Genomic DNA, 17,304 nt, shown 5'->3' with positions numbered 1-17,304 from the left:
CAGCGCATGAAATCTTCTAACTGGGTAGATAACGTTGCATCAGGTTATGCACGTTGGGTGGTAAGAAGGCGTTATCTCAATCTTATTTTGGTCTGTATTGCTGTGTTTTTTACCTTCAAGGGAATGGAAAACTTGGCATTTACCAGTAGTTATAAAGTTTTTTTTAGCCGGGAAAACCCATTTTTGAATGCGTATGAGTCAATGCAGAAGACTTATAGTAATGGTGATAGTGCGTTGATTGTACTGGCACCAAAGGATGGCAATGTTTTCAGTAAACAGTTTCTTTCTATAGTTGAAAAGTTAACAGAAGATGCCTGGCAAGTTCCAAATGCGTATCGTGTTGACTCTATAACTAATTTTCAGGTCACTAAAGCAGATGATGACAATCTGGAAATCAGGAAACTGGTTCCTGATGCGGCAAAGTTAACAAAACATGACTTGGTGGAGATCAAAAAGACAGCGTTGGATGAGCCTTTGTTAGTCAAACGTATCATTTCTGAAAATGGTGATGTGACCGCAGTAAATGTGTCAGTGCGCTTGCCCGATGGAGACGACAAAATTGTTGCTGAAGTCGCAGGGTATGTGCGTCAACTGAAAAACCAGTACACACAAATGTATCCGGATATTGATATCCACCTAACGGGTGTGGCAATGATGTCAAATGCCTTTCCTGAAATCAGCATTAAGGAAATGTCAACAACAATACCTATTGTATTTCTGATTGTACTTATTCTGACTTTTATGGTGCTGAGATCGTTTAGTGCAACTTTTGTTGTATGTTTGGTGATTATTTTTTCCATCATTGCGGCATTGGGTGCAGCCGGATACATAGGCATAAAACTGACTCAGGTTTCCGCCAATGTGCCGATCATTGTCATGACGCTGGCGGTTGTTGACAGTATTCACATTTTAGTGACTGTGATTCACCGTATGAAGCAGGGGGATAGCAAACATGACGCAATCAGGGAAAGTTTGCGGGTTAATCTCTCTCCGGTTGTGATTACCAGTGTGACCACTGCTGTTGGATTTTTAGGTCTGAACTTGAGTGATGCGCCACCTTTTCATGATTTGGGTAATATGACGGCAATAGGTATGGGAGCCGCACTGTTTTATGCCTTATTTTTACTGCCTTCACTGATTGCTGTTTTACCTGTCAGAGTGAAACCTGGTATCCAGAAAACGCAGTTCTCCATTGCATTTCTGGCGAATTGGATTATCGATAACAGGCGAAAACTACAGTTTGGTACAGTGGCGTTCGGGCTTGTCATGCTGGCCTTTATACCTAGACTGACGGTTGATGAAAACTTTGTTAAAAACTTTGCCAAAGGACTTGAAATCAGGGATGACTCTGACTTTACCCAAGATCATTTAACGGGACTTTTCAATATGGAGTTTTCGTTAGGAGCAGGGAAAGAAGGTGGAATCAATGAGCCTGAATATATGGCAAAAGTGGATGAGTTTGCGAATTGGTCACGTGCTCAACCGGGCGTTATGAATGTCAATGTGATCACTGACACCGTGAAACGCATCAACCGAAGTATGAATGGGGATAATGCCGCTTACTATAAGTTACCGACAGACAGAGAGGCCATTGCTCAGTACCTCTTGCTTTATGAAATGTCTCTTCCTTTGGGGCTGGATCTTAACGACCAGATTGATGTCAGACGTTCCGCAACCAAAATGACGGTAACTTTCTCTGATTTAAGTACCTTTGAAATGCAAAGGACAAAAGAGGCTCATGAAAAATGGCTGATCAATAATGCGCCTTCATCCATGCATACTCATGCTGCCAGCGCATCTTTAATGTACACCTACCTGATGAACACCAATATTAAAGGGCTATTAGTGGGTACCGTGATCTCGTTTCTGATTATTACGCTCTGTTTAGGCATTGTTTTTCGTAGTGCGAAATATGCATTGATTAGCATGCTGCCGAATATATTGCCCATTTTTATGGCCTTCGGCTTATGGAGCATTATTGACGGGGTGGTGGGGCTTGCAGCGGCAACCATCGCAACCATGACGTTAGGTATTGTTGTCGATGACACGGTTTACTTTGTTTACAAATACCTTCGCGCACGTCGTGAACACAATATGTCGCCAGAGGACGCCGTACGCTATGCCTTCTCAACGGTGGGTACTGCTCTGCTATCAACCAGCATCATTTTTATCTGTGGTTTCGGCTCGATGGTGCACTCAGATTTCTTGATGAATGCCCAAATGGGGATTTTTACCGTGATGACGGTGATTTTTGCCCTCTTGCTTGATTTCTTTTTATTGCCAACGTTGTTAATAGCAATAGACAGTAAGAAAAATAGACCTTCCGTTCCTGATGAACCCCTGATGATAAAAATATAACGATATGGCGTTGTTGGTATTAAACGAATAATTAGAATGTTTTTAGGAGAACATATAATGAAAAAATGCGTTGTCGGAATAAAAGGATTATCGTTGGTCTCTCTATTTATTTTAGGTTTATTCAGTTTACCTACATTAGCTTCGGAAGAACGGGGGGAAAAAATTCTTCAAGAGGCTATCGCCAGAGATAACGGTTTCGGTGATACGATCACTGATCTTAAAATGACGTTACTGAATGCAGAAGGCCAGGAAAGTTATCGTTATTTAAAGATTAATACGCTGGAAGTGACAGGGGATGGTGACAAATTATTAACTTTTTTTGAGCAGCCCAGAGATATAAAAGGAACCGCTTTATTGGCCTTTACACATTTAGATCGGGATGATGAGCAATGGATATATTTGCCGGCGTCACGACGGGTAAAACGTATTTCTTCCAGCAATAAATCGGGATCTTTTATGGGAAGCGAATTTGCCTATGAAGATTTGGCTTCTGAAGAGATAGAGAAATACAAAATGTACAACTATCTGGGGGAAAAACCGTGTGGACAACAATCCTGCTTTATTGTTGAGAGAAAACCCGTTGATAAAGAATCAGGCTATGTCCGGCAAATCGTGTGGATAGATAAAGAGTTCTACCGGTTTATCAGAATTGATTATTACGACCGCCGTAATGCGCTATTGAAAACAAGAACATTCGACGACTATCAACTTTATATGGATAAGTACTGGCGTTCTTTAAACATTACGATGAAGAATCATCAATCGAACAAAATAACGAAATTATCTGTGAGAAATATCCAATTTCAGGCTGGCTTAACCGATCGGGATTTTGATATTGCGGCCTTGAAGAGAACGAGATAGTGCCCGGAGGTATATTTTGATGCGGTCAATAATAAGGACAAAGGGGCGCGTTATTTCACAGCTGAGCAGCGCGTTGGCCGTGTTCATTTGTTGGAATGTATCCGCCGGAAAACTCGATGTCTCTGTCGGATGGGAACAGCGGGTTTTCTTTGAGAAGGGTTTATCAGATAAGCAGGAAAGGGAAAGCCATTCCTTTCAGGCCGGAGGCAAATACTTTACAGAGTGGGATGACGGTAAACAGCACGTCGTTATGGATGCACTGTATCGAAAAGACTCCAGCAGCAATAACCGAGAACCTTTTGAGCCACGAGATTTATATTGGGGGTATATCCATAATTCGTGGGAACTTTATGCGGGTTTCAGAAAAGTATTTTGGGGCGTGACAGAATTTAGTCACCCGGTAGATATCATTAATCAGTCAGATTTGGTCGATGATCCTTTTGGAAATGAAAAACTTGGTCAGCCAATGATTAATTTAACCAAAGTAAATGACTGGGGTATTTTTGATCTGTTTCTGCTTACCGGATTCAGAGAGAGAACGTTTCCCGGTCACAAAGCAAGGTTACGTGCCGAATTAGATGTTGACACGCGCAATACCGTTTATCAGTATGCGAATAAAAAATCAAAGTTGGACTTTGCTGTACGCAGCCATCATACATTCGGTAATGTTGATTTAGGATTATCCTACTTTAATGGCACTGAACGTACACCGGAGTTTGTTTTAAATAACCATCATCAATTGGTTCCCTATTATGGGCAAATTCAGCAGATTGGATTGGAATACCAATGGAACATTAATAATTTGATTGTTAAATGGGAAGGAGCTTATCGGCAAAAAGATCCTCATTTTTCGAGAAGCCCTAAAACATCATTTTTAGTTTATTCGGGTGGTTTGGAATGTACCCATTATGGAGTTTTTGGAAGCAGTGCTAATTTGACTTTTTTTCTGGAGTATATGAAAGACACCCGTAATAAATTTTCAGATACTCCTTTTGAAAATGATGTTTTTGCCGGTGTTCAATTTTCTGCCAATGATGAACAGGACTCAGTTCTGTTTTTAGGTGTAACTCAGGATATGCGCTACGGTTCCAGGGCATGGATATTTAATGGCAGTCGCCGATTGGGAGATAATTTCAAATTGTCATTGAATGGCGCTATTTTTGAAAATTTAAATTCCGAAGAGCTGTTATATGGCTTCCGTAATGAAAGTTATATTGGAATGAAATTCATCTATTTCTTTGGTATCTAGCATTCATTAAAAGGTTAAAAATGGATAAAGAAAATTTTCTGAATATATCTGAAAGACATCAACAGAAAGTATTATCGCAATTACTTGGTTTAAGTTCTTCCCAGAATGATCCTGAGGATCTGGATAAGCGATTAACCCAGCATGATTTGGATAATATTTCACTGATTTCATGGTTTGAATCAATCGTTGAACACCATGATGAAAAAACAGCATTGGTATTAAATCAGGAGAGAATGAGTTACGGTGAGCTGAATAGGAGAGCAAATCAAGTTGCCCATTATTTAATTAAAAAAGCACCGGAAAGCAAATGTATAGGTATCTTTTTAGAACCCTCCTTTGAAATGGTGATCAGTATTATAGGGATATTAAAAGCGGATTATGCCTATTTGCCAGTGGATATTAATAATGCCGGTGAAAGAATAAAATCCATTCTTAATGATGCAAAACCGGATATTGTCATCACAAAATGTTTATATCTGAAAACGTTATCCGGCTTTTCAGTTGAGACTTTTTGTTTTGATAGTGATTATCCGGCACTTTTACCTTCATGGGCAGTAAATCCAAAGAAAGAAGTTAAAAGTACACAATGGGCTTATGTTATTTATACCTCAGGTTCAACGGGAGAACCCAAAGGCGTGCCAATCGCACATTACAATGTAATTCATCTATTTCGTGCGGCAGAAGAACGGTTTGATTTTTCGGATAAAGATGTCTGGAGCTGTTTTCACTCGATAGCATTTGATTTTTCCGTTTGGGAAATTTGGGGTGCACTTTTGAAAGGAGGAACGCTGGTATTGGTGCCTTATAATATCAGTCGGAATCCGCCAAAATTTTATGAGTTATTGGTACGTGAAAAAGTCACGGTATTAAATCAAACACCAACGGCATTTAGGTTACTGATTCAAACTGATGATTATATGTCAAACAGAACAGAACCTCTTAGCTTGCGATACGTTATTTTTGGTGGAGAAATGTTGAATGTATCGAGCCTCCGTCAATGGACAGATAAGTATGGGTATGAACAACCTGCATTAATTAATATGTATGGTATTACCGAAACTACAGTGCATGTGACTTTTCATCAGATTAAACCCGAAGATTTGGTCAGTAATATAAGTCCGATTGGTTTGCCTTTACCAGGTGTGATCATCCATTTATTAAATGAAGCCGGTCAACCAGTACAAGAAAATCAAGCTGGAGAAATGTATATTGCAGGTTTAGGTGTTGCCAATGGCTATTTAAATCGGCCAAAGTTAAGTCGCCAGAGATTCATTCCTAATACCTTTGATAAATCATCTTTAAATTTATATCGTACTGGTGACCTTGCTCGATATAAGGAAAATGGGGAGTTATATTATCTGGGGCGTATCGATAATCAGATTCAAATTAGAGGTTTTCGGGTTGAATTGGGTGACATCGAATCTGCAATGCGAAAATTAAGTTTTGTAAAAGATGCTATTGCTACAACCTATCGACAGGACTCTAATGACTTAAAAATTGTTGTATTATATCAATCTAACACCGCTGATAATATTCAGCATAAAGAGATCAGGCAGTTATTAAAAAAATACCTTCCTGATTATATGTTGCCTGATTTTACAGCAAACGTTGTGGAATTTCCGATGAATAAAAACGGAAAGTTGGACTTAAATCAGATTGGATGGGGTAAAGATGACATAAATGACAATAGTGTAATTTAAACTTATAGTGATTATATCAATCAGATATTACATTAAAATTATCCCTGTTCTAATTTCATCATCAATTTATAGAGTGGAGTAATTAATTGCGGTTTTTGCTGGCCTCTAATAAAATAAATTTTGATATCTGTAAAAATAGAACATGGGGGAGTAAAAATGATTGGTTATATCACATTGGGTACGAATGATTTTTCCCGTGCAGCCGCATTCTACGATGAGCTGCTTGCCGAATTCGGTGCCCAGCGTGTCATGGAAACACCGGCTTTTATCGCCTGGGGCCCGAATTTTAACATGACGAATTTGTGCATTATTAAGCCCTTTGATGGCAATCCGGCAACGGTGAGTAATGGGGGAATGATCGCGCTCAATATTGACAGTCAGGAGAAGGTCGATAAAGTGTATAACAAAGCAATTGCTCTTGGAGCAACGGATGAAGGAAAACCGGGACCTCGTGGCGAGCATGGTTTTTATGCCGCCTATTTTAGAGATCTCGACGGTAATAAATTGAATGTCTTCTGTATGTTACAGGGATAATCTCTCTTACTAAGATGCACACAGGCAACTATAATAAAGTTGCCTGAGATAATTAACTTAAAAATAATCAATTATTATTTATCCTTAGTCATCATAATTGAAATATATTAAGGTGCTCCCCCAATATACTTTTTTAATGGCTAAGTTAAGTTTATTAGGAAGAAAGAAATCTTTAATAAATATCAGAGATAATTGTATAGATAAATAGTGATGACGATATAAATGATCTAAATGTGGTACGCATTTTTAATGCCAAATTAATTTTATTTATTGGGTGTGGCTCTGTTTATTAAAAAAGAGAGGCGAATAATTACAGTTACAAGCGCTGGCTGGGTTTCTATATGTCTTCAATAATGGTTTATTTATGAATGAATGGCCTTGGGTCTTTCATTCCATTTAACATTAAATGGAATTTATTGATATGAATGAAAAAAGTAATACGCTCATTGACACATTGGTCAATGAGGGGGCGTCGGTTGTTCCTTCTTCAGCTGAAGATATTTTATTTAGATTGCTCTATCAGTTAATTATTATTTTTATTGTTACACGACTCTTTGTTTGGATTAGCCGCTCTTTTTTAGGGCAAACCGCCGTTGCAGGAGAAATATTAGCAGGTCTGGTTTTAGGACCAAGTGTGGCGGGCGCATTCTTTCCGGAACTGATGGGAAGTATTTTTCCAAAAGAAAGTTCAACGATTTTTATCGGTATTGCCCAGATTGGACTCATTTTATTGATGTTTGAAATAGGGCTTGAATTTGAATTCGGAGAGAAACTAAAGAAGAGTCGATTTTCGGTCGCTGTAATAAGCATTTCGGGTATTGTTTTGCCTTTTACGGTGGGTTTCTTTTCTGCTGAATGGATATGGAACTCGATTGCAGCGTCTCGTCCCGATAAAACAGCTTTCCAATTATTTTTTGCGTTAGCACTATCGATTACGGCTATTCCCGTGCTGGGAAGGATTTTTATGGAGTTGGGATTGGCTCACACGCGAACAGCCGCTTTAATCATCGGAGCCGCCGCAATTGATGATATCATCGGCTGGATATTGTTGGGCGCTATACTGACGCTCTTTGTCTCCAATTATCAGTTTGATCAATTTATGTTTAACATGTTTGGCATAGTTATTTATATCATACTGATATTTTTCATTGTCAGACCACTTCTGCGTCGTTGGCTTTCTTCGAGGTTAAAAAAAGAAAAGCGGCTCAGTCATCCCGCTATGGCTTACATGATCATTATTCTGTTTTTATCTGCCTCTGTAACAAGTTACCTTGGGATCTTTGCTCTAATCGGTAGCTTTGTTATTGGTATCATATTACATGACAATAGAGAGTTTGTTGTACGTTGGAAAGAAAGCATTGGTAGCTTGGTACATGTATTTTTTCTCCCTATATTTTTTACGTACACAGGACTTCGTACAGACATTGGTAGCCTGAACGGTTCCGATGAGTGGATAATATGTCTATTGGTCTGTTTAGTGGCATTTGCGACAAAGTTTGGCGGAACCTACATTGCAAGTAGATTATTAGGTGAAAATCGTCGTATTGCGGCAACTATTGGTGTTTCAATGAATACAAGAGCGCTTATGGAACTTATTGTTCTCAATATTGGTTATGATTTGGGAATTTTACCGCCTAATATTTTTACCATGCTCGTTATTATGGCTATTTTGAGTACGTTTATTACAACGCCTCTGATCCGTTGGTTTATGGGGGAGATAAAAAGTATAAGGAATTAAGCTGTGATTATTTAATTTCAGGTCTAAATAGTTTTTAAAAATGGTAGGGGAATCAAAGAATCTATGGTTCCCCTCCTCTTTGCAATATTTATTTTTGATGAATTTTTGGCTTGATCCGGATTCAAAGGAGACCATAAAAATTCTATGGCCGCCCTCGTTTTTGCAACACTCATTTTGATGAATTTTGGGCTTGCTTAAATCTATCCGACGTTACTATAGGCAAGGAGCCTGCGCCTCAATGAGTTCCGCGCCTGATGAACCGTAAAACTGTGCCGGCTTCAAGGAGCCTATTTTTATGCTAGATTTCTCATCAGGCCGGTAGGCCGTTCATGTCATCAATTATCAGTCTTCGCAAAACCAGTGGAGTCTCGTTTCAAATTTGTTCACAACAGGCTTGATTTAGGCTTCAAATATCGTGTGTTGTGTCGTTATAGCCCACGCTATCCTGGCGAGTTTATTCGCTAACGCACAGGCCACAATATTAGAATGCTTTCGTTCAAGTTGCAGTTTAACCCAGTCAGCCAGTTTGCCCTTTCTATGCTCAATATGCATTATGAACGTTCGGGCACATAGCACCAACAGTTGCCGGAGTGTCTTGTTACCCCGTTTACTGATCCCCAATAAGGTCGTCTTGCCCCCAGTACTGTACTGGCGGGGAACTAATCCCGTCGAGGCTGCAAAATCCCGGCTGTGTGCGTATTGTTTCCCATCACCCAGCTGTGAGGAAAGCACACTCGCCGTGATGGGGCCAATGCCGGGGATCGTCATCAGCCGTTGTCCGGTATCATCCTGGGCAATCGCCTGTGACGGGGCGGTTTCAATCTCGGTGATTTGTTCAACCAGATAGTGATAATGCGCCTGTAACCGCAGCAATACCTGTACCAGATATGGGGGAAATTCATGTTCAGCCAGCACAGTGGCGAGCTGTTTTATCACGCAATCCCCTTAGGCATACCGATACCAAACTCAAGCAGGAAAGCCTGCATCTGGTTGGTGGCTTTCACTTTATCCCGGAACAGTGATTCCCGGACACGATGCAACGCTCGCATGGCTTGTTGGGCTTCCGCTCTGGGCTGAACAAACCGCATTGAAGGACGTGAAGCGGCTTCACAGATAGCTTCAGCATCAATAAAATCATTCTTGTTACTTTTGACGAAGGAACGAACAAACTGCGGTGAAATCAGCCTGGCCTCATGCCCCAAATCAGCGATCCGCCTTGCCATGAAATGGGCGCCAGCACCTGTCTTTTAGTCACATCTCAAATCACGAGTAAATGACTGTAATTTGATAAATATACTCAACTGATTTTAAAGGAAATATTCCCCAACGTTGTCTCGATAAGTTTAAAATAATTCATATAAAAAACAGCAGGATACAAAGTTGTGTATAAGAGACAGGCCAGCACAGGCTTCCATCACCACCGTTGCTGGAAAGCAGTCAGCTAAGAATTCCATCAATTTAGTTCGGGTGAATTTTTTACGCAGTAAAGCTTTCCCCGATTGATCCTGACAATGGACATGAAAGGAATGTTTGCCGAGATCGATGCCAATCAGTGCGATAGTGTTCATGATGGTAGCCTCTTAAAAAATAAATCACACGCTGTCAATATATCGCTAACAGGGTGAGGGCGGCCATCTCATTAATTATCCCACGCTTTTGTACAATTCGGTATCTACTGTGCGTAATGGCCGATATTTCCCGGACCCCAGCTTGGGGTTCTAAGCCGGAACCGCCGAAAATTTCGTCACGTTAAAATTCATCCTGCTTTTTAAGCACTAACCCAAATAATGGGTTCTCAATAACCGGAATGACGGCAATATCGGTCTGGTCTGTTTCCGGTAAAAAATCAATATTCATTAACGCATCAAGCCGTGACGGGGCTAAATAGGCGGCTTCAATATCATCAGCGTATATCGCCATACCAAACTCGTTTTCATCCATCGTCGCAAATCGGCTGTTACGCGTATTCAATAATACATAACCCACCACATCCGGATCTTTTTCAATGAGCCCCAATGTATCAAATTCTTGTCGGAGTTTTTTGAGTTGTTTATTTTTCATCATCAATGTCCGTTAGTTATCATTTGCTATTCTGTGGCGGGTCAACGTCCGGTAAACCGTCGGTCTTGATACTGAAAACAGTTCAGCCAAATCACTGATCGAATACTCACCTGTGCCGTGCATCCGGCACAGTTCTTTCTGTTGCTTATGGGAGAGTTTGGGCTGTTTACCGCGCAGTTTTCCTTTAGCACGGGCAATTGCCATACCTTCTTTCGTTCTCAGCCGTATCAAATCGCCTTCGAATTCCGCAAATGTGGCCACCACGTTGAAAAACATTTTGCCCATCGGGTCGGTCGGATCATAAATACTCTGGCCCAGTGCCAGTTTGACCCCTCTCGCTTGCAGTGAGTCGGCAATGTCCCGTGCATCCGGTACAGAGCGTGCCAGCCGATCCAGTTTCGGGACGACCAATGTATCGCCATGTCGCACTGCGGCCAGTGCCTGATTTAGCCCGGGCCGTTGTCTATTTGTCCCGGTCAGCCCTTTATCAAGATAAATCCGATCCGGGGCAACGCCGAGTTTTAACAATGCTTCCTGTTGGGCGGTTAAATCCTGCTTATCAGTCGAGCAGCGAGCGTAACCAATCCATATTTCAGTCATAACGTGTACGTTTAAGGAGCCATGAAAGAGATTGATATCGTACCAGCTATATGAGACAACGTCAGCCAGGATTTTATCTGATACAAAAAATTCATTTTAACTGTCCGCAGAGCGATCCTCTTACGGACATAATTTCCCGGAGTCAACGTGATGGCTCATCATACAAACAAAATAACCGGTAAAAGTGAAAGGCTGTCTGTATTAACTGATGCTGAGCAAGAAGCCTTGTATGGTTTGCCTGATTTTAACGATGCGCAGAGGCTGCAATTCCTGGCATTGACTGAATCCGAACTGGCTCTCGCCAATAATCGGCCAAGCCTTCATGCTCAACTCTATTGCATTCTTCAGATTGGTTATTTCAAAGCCAAACAGGCTTTTTTCCGTTTTGAGTGGCATGAGGTCAGTGACGATTACGCTTTCGTGATGAACCGCTACTTCCATGATGAATCTTTCGGGAGCGAACTGATCACTAAACATGAACGTTACACTCAACGTGAGCAAATTACGGCACGGAGTATGCGCAATAAGCCACTGAAAAAACTGGCACTGCACTGGCAATCAGTAGACAAATTGGCTGTGCGTGTTCGCCGCCATTTGCGTCCGCTGTATACCGGTCTGGATTTTGCCTGTATTGATTCTGCCAGTCCATGGCTTAAAGCGCTCATCTGGGCTAAAGATATCTTCAACAAAAAACAGCGTTTTTCACAGCGACCGCTATGAATTCTGGCTATACCGTCAGATAAGAAAACGGTTTCAGTCAGGCGAATTTTACCTTGATGACAGCCTGCAACACCGCCATCTTTCCGACGAGCTGGTTGCAAATGAAGAAAAGCGCGATGTTCTGGCGCAAATGGAGATCCCTTTCCTACAGCAACCTGTTGATGTTTTGCTGGATACCCTGTCATCTGAATTACATCAGCAATGGCAGGTTTTCAATCGCGAACTGAAACAAGGCCAGCTTAAACATCTGGAATACGACAAGGACACACAGAAATTACATTGGCGCAAACCCAAGGCGGATAATCGAAAACCCCAGGAGCAAATATTTTATGCTCGGCTGCCGTTCTGCGATATTGCCGATGTACTCAGCTTCGTGAATGAACAGTGTCATTTTCTGTCGGTAATGAAACCTTTACAGCCACGTTATGCGAAAAAACAGGCCGAAACTGACAGTTTGATGGCGGTCATCATTGCTCAGGCCATGAACCACGGTAATCAGGTGATGGCACGAACCAGTGATATTCCCTACCACATTCTGGAAAATACTTATCAGCAGTATCTGCGTCAGGCGACATACAGGCCGCCAATGACTGTATCAGTAATGCGATTGCCACACTGCCGATCTTTCCGCATTATTCGTTTGATCTTGACGTCTTGTACGGTACGGTGCGGTCGATGGACAGAAATTCGGGGTTGATCATCCGACTGTGAAAGCTCGCCACTCACGTAAATATTTTGGACGAGGCAAAGGTGTGGTCGCTTACACCCTGTTGTGTAACCATATCCCTCTCAACGGCTATCTGATAGGCACAAACGAATATGAGGCTTACCATGTCTTTGATATCTGGTATCGCAACACCTCGAATATCGTGCCAACCGCTATCACCGGTGATATGCACAGTGTTAATAAGGCTAACTTCGCGATCCTTCACTGGTTCGGCCTGCGTTTTGAACCTCGTTTCACCAGTCTGAATGCGCAACTCCAGATGTTGTATTGTGCTGACGATCCGGGAATGTACAAAAAATGCCTGATTCAACCCATTGGCCAAATTGACCGACAACTTATTATCCGCGAAAAAGCCAATATTGACCAGATTGTTGCCACGTTAGGGTTGAAAGAAATGACCCAAGGTCTGCTTATTCGTAAGCTGTGTACTTATACGGCACCCAATCCAACGCGACGCGCTATCTTTGAGTATGATCGGTTGGTACGCAGCCTCTACACATTGCGTTACCTGCGTGATCCGCAGTTAGAACGGAACGTACACCGCTCACAGAACCGGCTTGAATCTTATCATCAACTCCGTTCAGCCATCGCACAGGTTGGCGGCAAAAAGGAACTCACCGGACGAAGCGACATTGAAACGGAAATCAGTAATCAGTGTGGGCGATTGGTTGTTAACGTAATCATCTACTATAACTCCGCGATTTTATCCCGGTTACTGAATAAACCAGAGGTATCAGACAGCATCAAGACACGAGCATTGATAACCCAAATGTCCCCTGTCGCCTGGCAGCATATTTTGCTGAATGGGCATTATACCTTCCAAAACGAAGGTAAAATTATTGACCTTGATGCGCTTCTTGATGCGCTTATCGCAGGGCTGAATTTCGGCTGACGGAATTTTCGGCGGTTCCGGCTTAGAACCCCAACAAAAACTGGATATTCAGATTGCGGTTCTGAAACAGGCGGGGGTTCGTGAAGATCGAATTTTCACGGATAAGATGACAGGAAAAACTGACAACAGAGAAGGGTTGAAAAAGTTACTGGCCAGAGCTGAAAGAGACGACACCATTATATGTACCAAAATGGATCGTTTAGGCCGCAATACCTCGGACATGATCAAAATTGTCGATAGCTGCTACAAAAAAGACATAGCTATTCGGTTTTTGGACAACAGTCTCAGTACTGAAGGCACGATGGGTAAAATGATGGTTCAGATTCTGGCGGCGGTGGCTGAAGCAGAGCGCGAACGTATTCTTGAGCGTACTAATGAAGGTCGCCAATTTGCGAAGGAATCCGGCGTTAGATTTGGCAGAAAACCGCATAAAGGTGCAGCTCAGGCCAAAAATATGATAATTCAGGAAGCATCGATGAAAGACGTCATGGAAAAGACGGGAATATCCAGAGCAACCTACTTTAGACTGAAAAAGATGGTTTGATTTTGTTCAGTGAACTTATCGAGGGAATGGGCGCAAAACCCGTACTACGAAAAACGTTGGCTGATTGAAGAATTTCACAAAGCGTGGAAAAGCGGCGGAACCCAAGTTGAAGACTTACGCATGCAGAGCAAAGAGAACTTAGAACGCATGGTGGTGAGACTCGCGTTCATTGCATCAATTGCGTTACCTGGGGTTCAATAAAGAGGAAGCAGAAAAGCAGAGCTGTGAAATGATCCTGAGTCCGCTAGCGTGAAACTTACTGTGGTCAAAGCAAAATAAATCGAAGCCACCGAAGAAAGCCCCAAGCCTCTACTGGGCCTATATTAACCTCGGAAAGCTTGCGGGTTGGTACGATTCAAAACGTAATGGTCGAGTAGGATGGGAAAGACTATGGGAAGGATGGTTCATATTACAAACCATCCTTGAGAGTTACTTGCTTGCACAGTCTCTTAAGCTATAGATGTGATCAAGAGACAGGGAGTTTAGCGGGCTGCACACACCGTGCCAAATTTAATCATTTTTATTGTAGTCGAATTTCAAGATACAAAGGTTTACGGAGGGAATTTGCTAAAAATCAGATATGAAAAACTCGCCCATCACCTGTTGGTAACTGTACTGTTAAGCTAAGTTTTCCCCCCATAGCTTCGATGTAGCGCTTTAGCGTGGCAAGTTTTACATCATTTCCTCTTTGCTCTATTTGAGTGATAGCAGGCTGAGATATGCCAAGGCTATTCGCCAAATTTTTCTGTGAAATATTCAACTCTTCTCTTAAAAGTTGTAAGCCTATTTCTAAAGTCATCTCATCAGTAAGATCTTTAATTCTTAACTGGCTATCTAGGGAACGTTCAGCAATTGCATCTTTTAACGTTTTCATGATTTATTCTCCATTAATGCAAGGTACGTAGTGAACTCATCATCAGCAATACGAATCATTTTTTGATAGAATTTTTTATCATTACTTTTATCTCCAGCACATAAAACAATAGCTTGTCTTTTTGGATCAAAAGCAAAAAATGCACGGATCGGGCACGGATCGGTTTTCCTGTATGTTGAACTCTTAACTCTTTCATATTTGGATATTTAGAACCTTTTATTGTGTCAGCATAGGGTCTGGATAATCTCGGACCATACCTCTCTAAATTTCCGAGGGAAGCTAAAACTTTTTCCTGAGTATCACCATCCTGTTCTGCTAACCAAAAATAAAAACAGTCCGTCAATATTACTGTCCACACAACACACTTCATATAATCCATAACTTATATACAATAATATAAGTTATGGATTATATGTCAATATGGTGGGATCAAAAATTCTGGTACAGCTAAGAAGCATTGGTGCATAGTGTGGTTCTGTCGCATTAACGGAATATCAGGTGAAATATGGTTTCTAAAAATTGAGAAATCGCCCGTTGATATCTGGCTTACGTCCTGAGTTTGCTTAACTTATGGATGAAATGTCATTATACTGATTCGCTTATTGAATCTGATAAACCAATCAGTTAAAGTAAGCCTGCCATTAGCAAAATCTAATGGTCAAGGTTTAGCAGCCTTGAAGATCAACCACTGGTAGGAATTTTCTGCCAGTGTGCCTGCATTCGCCCGTTCAATGGTGATTCAGGTAGGGGAGACTTACGTCTCGCCGGAAGTTGATCCCGGTCTGCTAACCCTGCTTTGAATCACCACCATCAATATTCATTAATGGAAGGGGTAGCAGGAATGTTCAATATCAAAAATGACTGGCATCAAGCCGATGTCATCGCGGCATTGCGTAAGCGTGGTACAACCTTAGCAGCTCTCTCCCGTGAAGCAGGACTCAGCTCATCAACATTAGCAAATGCTCTGACACGCCCTTGGCCTAAAGGCGAATGGATTATAGCTAACTACCTTAAACTACATCCCTCAGAAATTTGGCCTAGTCGATATTTTGATGCAAACGGTCAACTCATTGAGCGAAACCCTCGCAACAATTCTCAGGAATAATTAGCAAATTGTTACCCAAGCGCAGCAATTGTAGAGGTAAGTTGTGTGTAGTAATCCTATCCCAATAAAACAAGCCGTGTACCGCGCAGGTTTGGCAACGTCTCTATTCAAATTCATTTTCGAAAAAGCGAAAAATGAGTGCTCAATAGATTTAAATAACCTGATTGCACTGGTGAGTAATATCAATCAGGATGTTCACGATTCCCTTTTGAAACATTCACCACAACCATTAACATTAAAATTACTGAGTTACGTAAAGCATAGGCGACCTATCTCACTAGATCAGGCGATGTATCGAGCAGGTTTAGGAACCTCTTTATTTGAAGTAATTCTCGACAAAACCAGCAACAATTGTTCAACCGAATTACATGATCTGATTTCGTTAGCATGTGATATTAATCAAGAAGTTTATCATTCACTTGTAGCCGAGGTTTATAAAGATACTCCTGAAAATGATCTTACTTAACCTGAGCTTCGTATATGGTCTTCCCCAGTATTGCAAGAGAGCTTTCCAGACAAAAGAACAAGGTAGCTTACGTATATCCTACTGGTGAAGTGGCATGACTTCTGGCCTTGATGAGGCATTCGCACGCTCCGTCCTTAACGCTTAAACGGCTTTTATCGCCTAAAAGCTCAACAGGTTTTCGGGGCGTCGGTTTGACCTGTTTTTTATCATCTTCGCTTTCTTTACAATGCATGACTTTTGGGAATATCTTCAATTGGGTTCTGTCGCATTAACAGAGAGATCGCGAGCGAAATCATCTTGAGTGATTTTTATGCAGTCAGTTGATAGAAAAAAGCGGCGGGTGAAATGGGGTATTCCGGTTCTTGTGGGTATTGTCCTTTACGCAACATACTGACCCGTTCAATCCCTGCCAACACGGTCTGGGCTCGTCTGAAGTTTTTGAATCCCAGCATAGGACGTGTTCGCCGTTTGATGTTGCGGTGATCCTGTTCAATCAGGTTATTAAGGTACTTATTCTGCCTGATATTAATCGGCTTATTTTTCGGTTTTTCCTTGTTTATTTCATCTACTGCGGCTTTATTGGCACCGCTTTTATCAAGAGTTACCACGTCAGGTTGTCCATGTTGACGCATCGCCTTTTTGAAGAAACGCAATGCCGCTTTTTTATCCCGATGAGCTGTCAGCAAAAATTCAACCGTATTACCGTCTGAGTCTACAGCCCGGTAGAGGTAACGCCATTGTCCTTTGATTTTAATATATAGCAAAATCAACATAATCTGACATATTCAATATGCTCCGTAAACAACTCATCAACTGAACATCTTTTTTGCCTCCTTATCGCTTTTGCTCCGCCCCATTTGTGTTCTATCGGGTTC

At 41.6% G+C, this 17,304-nt stretch carries 13 protein-coding genes and 5 pseudogenes; 11 read left to right on the top strand and 7 right to left on the bottom strand.

The features are described 5' to 3' along the window. Nucleotides 1–6 precede the first annotated feature (6 nt). From Xets_RS13090 to Xets_RS13065, 6 genes are all read left to right on the top strand, one after another. Entirely contained in the window at nt 7–2,358 is a 2,352-nt protein-coding gene (locus Xets_RS13090; RefSeq protein WP_187651828.1) for an RND family transporter, read from the top strand. A 57-nt stretch (nt 2,359–2,415) separates the two neighbouring features. Next, nucleotides 2,416–3,219 carry an outer membrane lipoprotein-sorting protein gene (locus tag Xets_RS13085; RefSeq protein ID WP_187651827.1) on the top strand — a complete coding sequence of 268 codons (804 nt, stop codon included), beginning with the start codon at nt 2,416–2,418 and terminating at the stop codon, nt 3,217–3,219. A gap of 19 nt (nt 3,220–3,238) precedes the next feature. Next, a complete protein-coding gene (locus Xets_RS13080) occupies nt 3,239–4,468 on the top strand; it encodes a hypothetical protein (RefSeq protein WP_187651826.1) in 1,230 nt (409 codons plus the stop codon). A gap of 20 nt (nt 4,469–4,488) precedes the next feature. Next, nucleotides 4,489–6,168 carry an amino acid adenylation domain-containing protein gene (locus Xets_RS13075; protein WP_187651825.1) on the top strand — a complete coding sequence of 560 codons (1,680 nt, stop codon included), beginning with the start codon at nt 4,489–4,491 and terminating at the stop codon, nt 6,166–6,168. A 156-nt stretch (nt 6,169–6,324) separates the two neighbouring features. After that, on the top strand, nt 6,325–6,702 hold the full coding sequence (locus tag Xets_RS13070; protein ID WP_187651824.1) for a VOC family protein: 378 nt from the start codon (nt 6,325–6,327) through the stop codon (nt 6,700–6,702). A 421-nt stretch (nt 6,703–7,123) separates the two neighbouring features. Next, complete coding sequence (locus Xets_RS13065) at nt 7,124–8,440, top strand: cation:proton antiporter (RefSeq protein WP_187651823.1); 1,317 nt, start codon at nt 7,124–7,126, stop codon at nt 8,438–8,440. 399 nt (nt 8,441–8,839) lie between these two features. Here Xets_RS13065 and Xets_RS13060 read toward each other — a convergent pair. The 4 genes and pseudogenes from Xets_RS13060 to Xets_RS13045 all read right to left on the bottom strand — a co-directional run. Further along, nucleotides 8,840–9,678 (bottom strand): annotated as a pseudogene (locus Xets_RS13060) (IS110 family transposase); the annotation flags it as partial. A gap of 105 nt (nt 9,679–9,783) precedes the next feature. After that, nucleotides 9,784–10,008 carry a hypothetical protein gene (locus Xets_RS13055; RefSeq protein ID WP_370588237.1) on the bottom strand — a complete coding sequence of 75 codons (225 nt, stop codon included), beginning with the start codon at nt 10,006–10,008 and terminating at the stop codon, nt 9,784–9,786. A gap of 181 nt (nt 10,009–10,189) precedes the next feature. After that, the gene (locus Xets_RS13050) at nt 10,190–10,504 is read right to left on the bottom strand and encodes a hypothetical protein (protein ID WP_187651822.1); all 315 of its coding nucleotides are present in this window, start codon (nt 10,502–10,504) and stop codon (nt 10,190–10,192) included. Nucleotides 10,505–10,513: 9 nt separating this feature from the next. Continuing rightward, the gene (locus Xets_RS13045; RefSeq protein ID WP_187651821.1) at nt 10,514–11,101 is read right to left on the bottom strand and encodes a recombinase family protein; all 588 of its coding nucleotides are present in this window, start codon (nt 11,099–11,101) and stop codon (nt 10,514–10,516) included. 150 nt (nt 11,102–11,251) lie between these two features. Between Xets_RS13045 and Xets_RS13040 the strand changes: the two are divergent. The 3 genes and pseudogenes from Xets_RS13040 to Xets_RS13030 form a co-directional block, all read left to right on the top strand. Further along, nucleotides 11,252–13,440, top strand: a pseudogene (locus Xets_RS13040) (Tn3 family transposase). Then, nucleotides 13,430–13,984, top strand: a complete 555-nt coding sequence (locus Xets_RS13035) for a recombinase family protein (RefSeq protein ID WP_370588239.1) — start codon at nt 13,430–13,432, stop codon at nt 13,982–13,984. The pseudogene Xets_RS13040 and the gene Xets_RS13035 overlap by 11 nt, the downstream one beginning before the upstream one ends. 42 nt (nt 13,985–14,026) lie before the next feature. Then, a pseudogene (locus Xets_RS13030) lies at nt 14,027–14,444 on the top strand (IS4 family transposase); the annotation flags it as partial. 114 nt (nt 14,445–14,558) lie between these two features. On the opposite strand, the gene Xets_RS13025 reads toward Xets_RS13030, so the two are convergent. Further along, a complete protein-coding gene (locus Xets_RS13025; protein WP_187651820.1) occupies nt 14,559–14,858 on the bottom strand; it encodes a helix-turn-helix domain-containing protein in 300 nt (99 codons plus the stop codon). Next, nucleotides 14,855–15,228: pseudogene (locus Xets_RS13020) on the bottom strand (type II toxin-antitoxin system RelE/ParE family toxin). The gene Xets_RS13025 and the pseudogene Xets_RS13020 overlap by 4 nt, the downstream one beginning before the upstream one ends. A gap of 471 nt (nt 15,229–15,699) precedes the next feature. Between Xets_RS13020 and Xets_RS13015 the strand changes: the two are divergent. Together Xets_RS13015 and Xets_RS13010 are read left to right on the top strand one after the other, a co-directional pair. Then, nucleotides 15,700–15,963 carry a helix-turn-helix transcriptional regulator gene (locus tag Xets_RS13015; RefSeq protein ID WP_187651819.1) on the top strand — a complete coding sequence of 88 codons (264 nt, stop codon included), beginning with the start codon at nt 15,700–15,702 and terminating at the stop codon, nt 15,961–15,963. 43 nt (nt 15,964–16,006) lie between these two features. After that, nucleotides 16,007–16,429, top strand: a complete 423-nt coding sequence (locus Xets_RS13010; RefSeq protein ID WP_187651843.1) for a hypothetical protein — start codon at nt 16,007–16,009, stop codon at nt 16,427–16,429. A 308-nt stretch (nt 16,430–16,737) separates the two neighbouring features. Here Xets_RS13010 and Xets_RS13005 read toward each other — a convergent pair. Beyond that, nucleotides 16,738–17,187 (bottom strand): annotated as a pseudogene (locus Xets_RS13005) (IS6 family transposase); the annotation flags it as partial. Nucleotides 17,188–17,304 lie beyond the last annotated feature (117 nt).

Source organism: Xenorhabdus sp. TS4 (genome assembly GCF_014467265.1).
In the GTDB taxonomy this organism is placed as follows: Bacteria; Pseudomonadota; Gammaproteobacteria; order Enterobacterales; family Enterobacteriaceae; genus Xenorhabdus; species Xenorhabdus ehlersii.
This window is presented reverse-complemented; position numbering and strand designations above follow the sequence as displayed.

Bases quoted from the DNA above. Each gene is read 5' to 3' on its own strand.
- Xets_RS13090 (WP_187651828.1), top strand. From the start codon at position 7: ATGAAATCTTCTAACTGGGTAGATAACGTTGCATCAGGTTATGCACGT.
- Xets_RS13085 (WP_187651827.1), top strand. From the start codon at position 2,416: ATGAAAAAATGCGTTGTCGGAATAAAAGGATTATCGTTGGTCTCTCTA.
- Xets_RS13080 (WP_187651826.1), top strand. From the start codon at position 3,239: ATGCGGTCAATAATAAGGACAAAGGGGCGCGTTATTTCACAGCTGAGC.
- Xets_RS13075 (WP_187651825.1), top strand. From the start codon at position 4,489: ATGGATAAAGAAAATTTTCTGAATATATCTGAAAGACATCAACAGAAA.
- Xets_RS13070 (WP_187651824.1), top strand. From the start codon at position 6,325: ATGATTGGTTATATCACATTGGGTACGAATGATTTTTCCCGTGCAGCC.
- Xets_RS13065 (WP_187651823.1), top strand. From the start codon at position 7,124: ATGAATGAAAAAAGTAATACGCTCATTGACACATTGGTCAATGAGGGG.
- Xets_RS13055 (WP_370588237.1), bottom strand. From the start codon at position 10,008: ATGAACACTATCGCACTGATTGGCATCGATCTCGGCAAACATTCCTTT.
- Xets_RS13050 (WP_187651822.1), bottom strand. From the start codon at position 10,504: ATGATGAAAAATAAACAACTCAAAAAACTCCGACAAGAATTTGATACA.
- Xets_RS13045 (WP_187651821.1), bottom strand. From the start codon at position 11,101: ATGACTGAAATATGGATTGGTTACGCTCGCTGCTCGACTGATAAGCAG.
- Xets_RS13025 (WP_187651820.1), bottom strand. From the start codon at position 14,858: ATGAAAACGTTAAAAGATGCAATTGCTGAACGTTCCCTAGATAGCCAG.
- Xets_RS13015 (WP_187651819.1), top strand. From the start codon at position 15,700: ATGTTCAATATCAAAAATGACTGGCATCAAGCCGATGTCATCGCGGCA.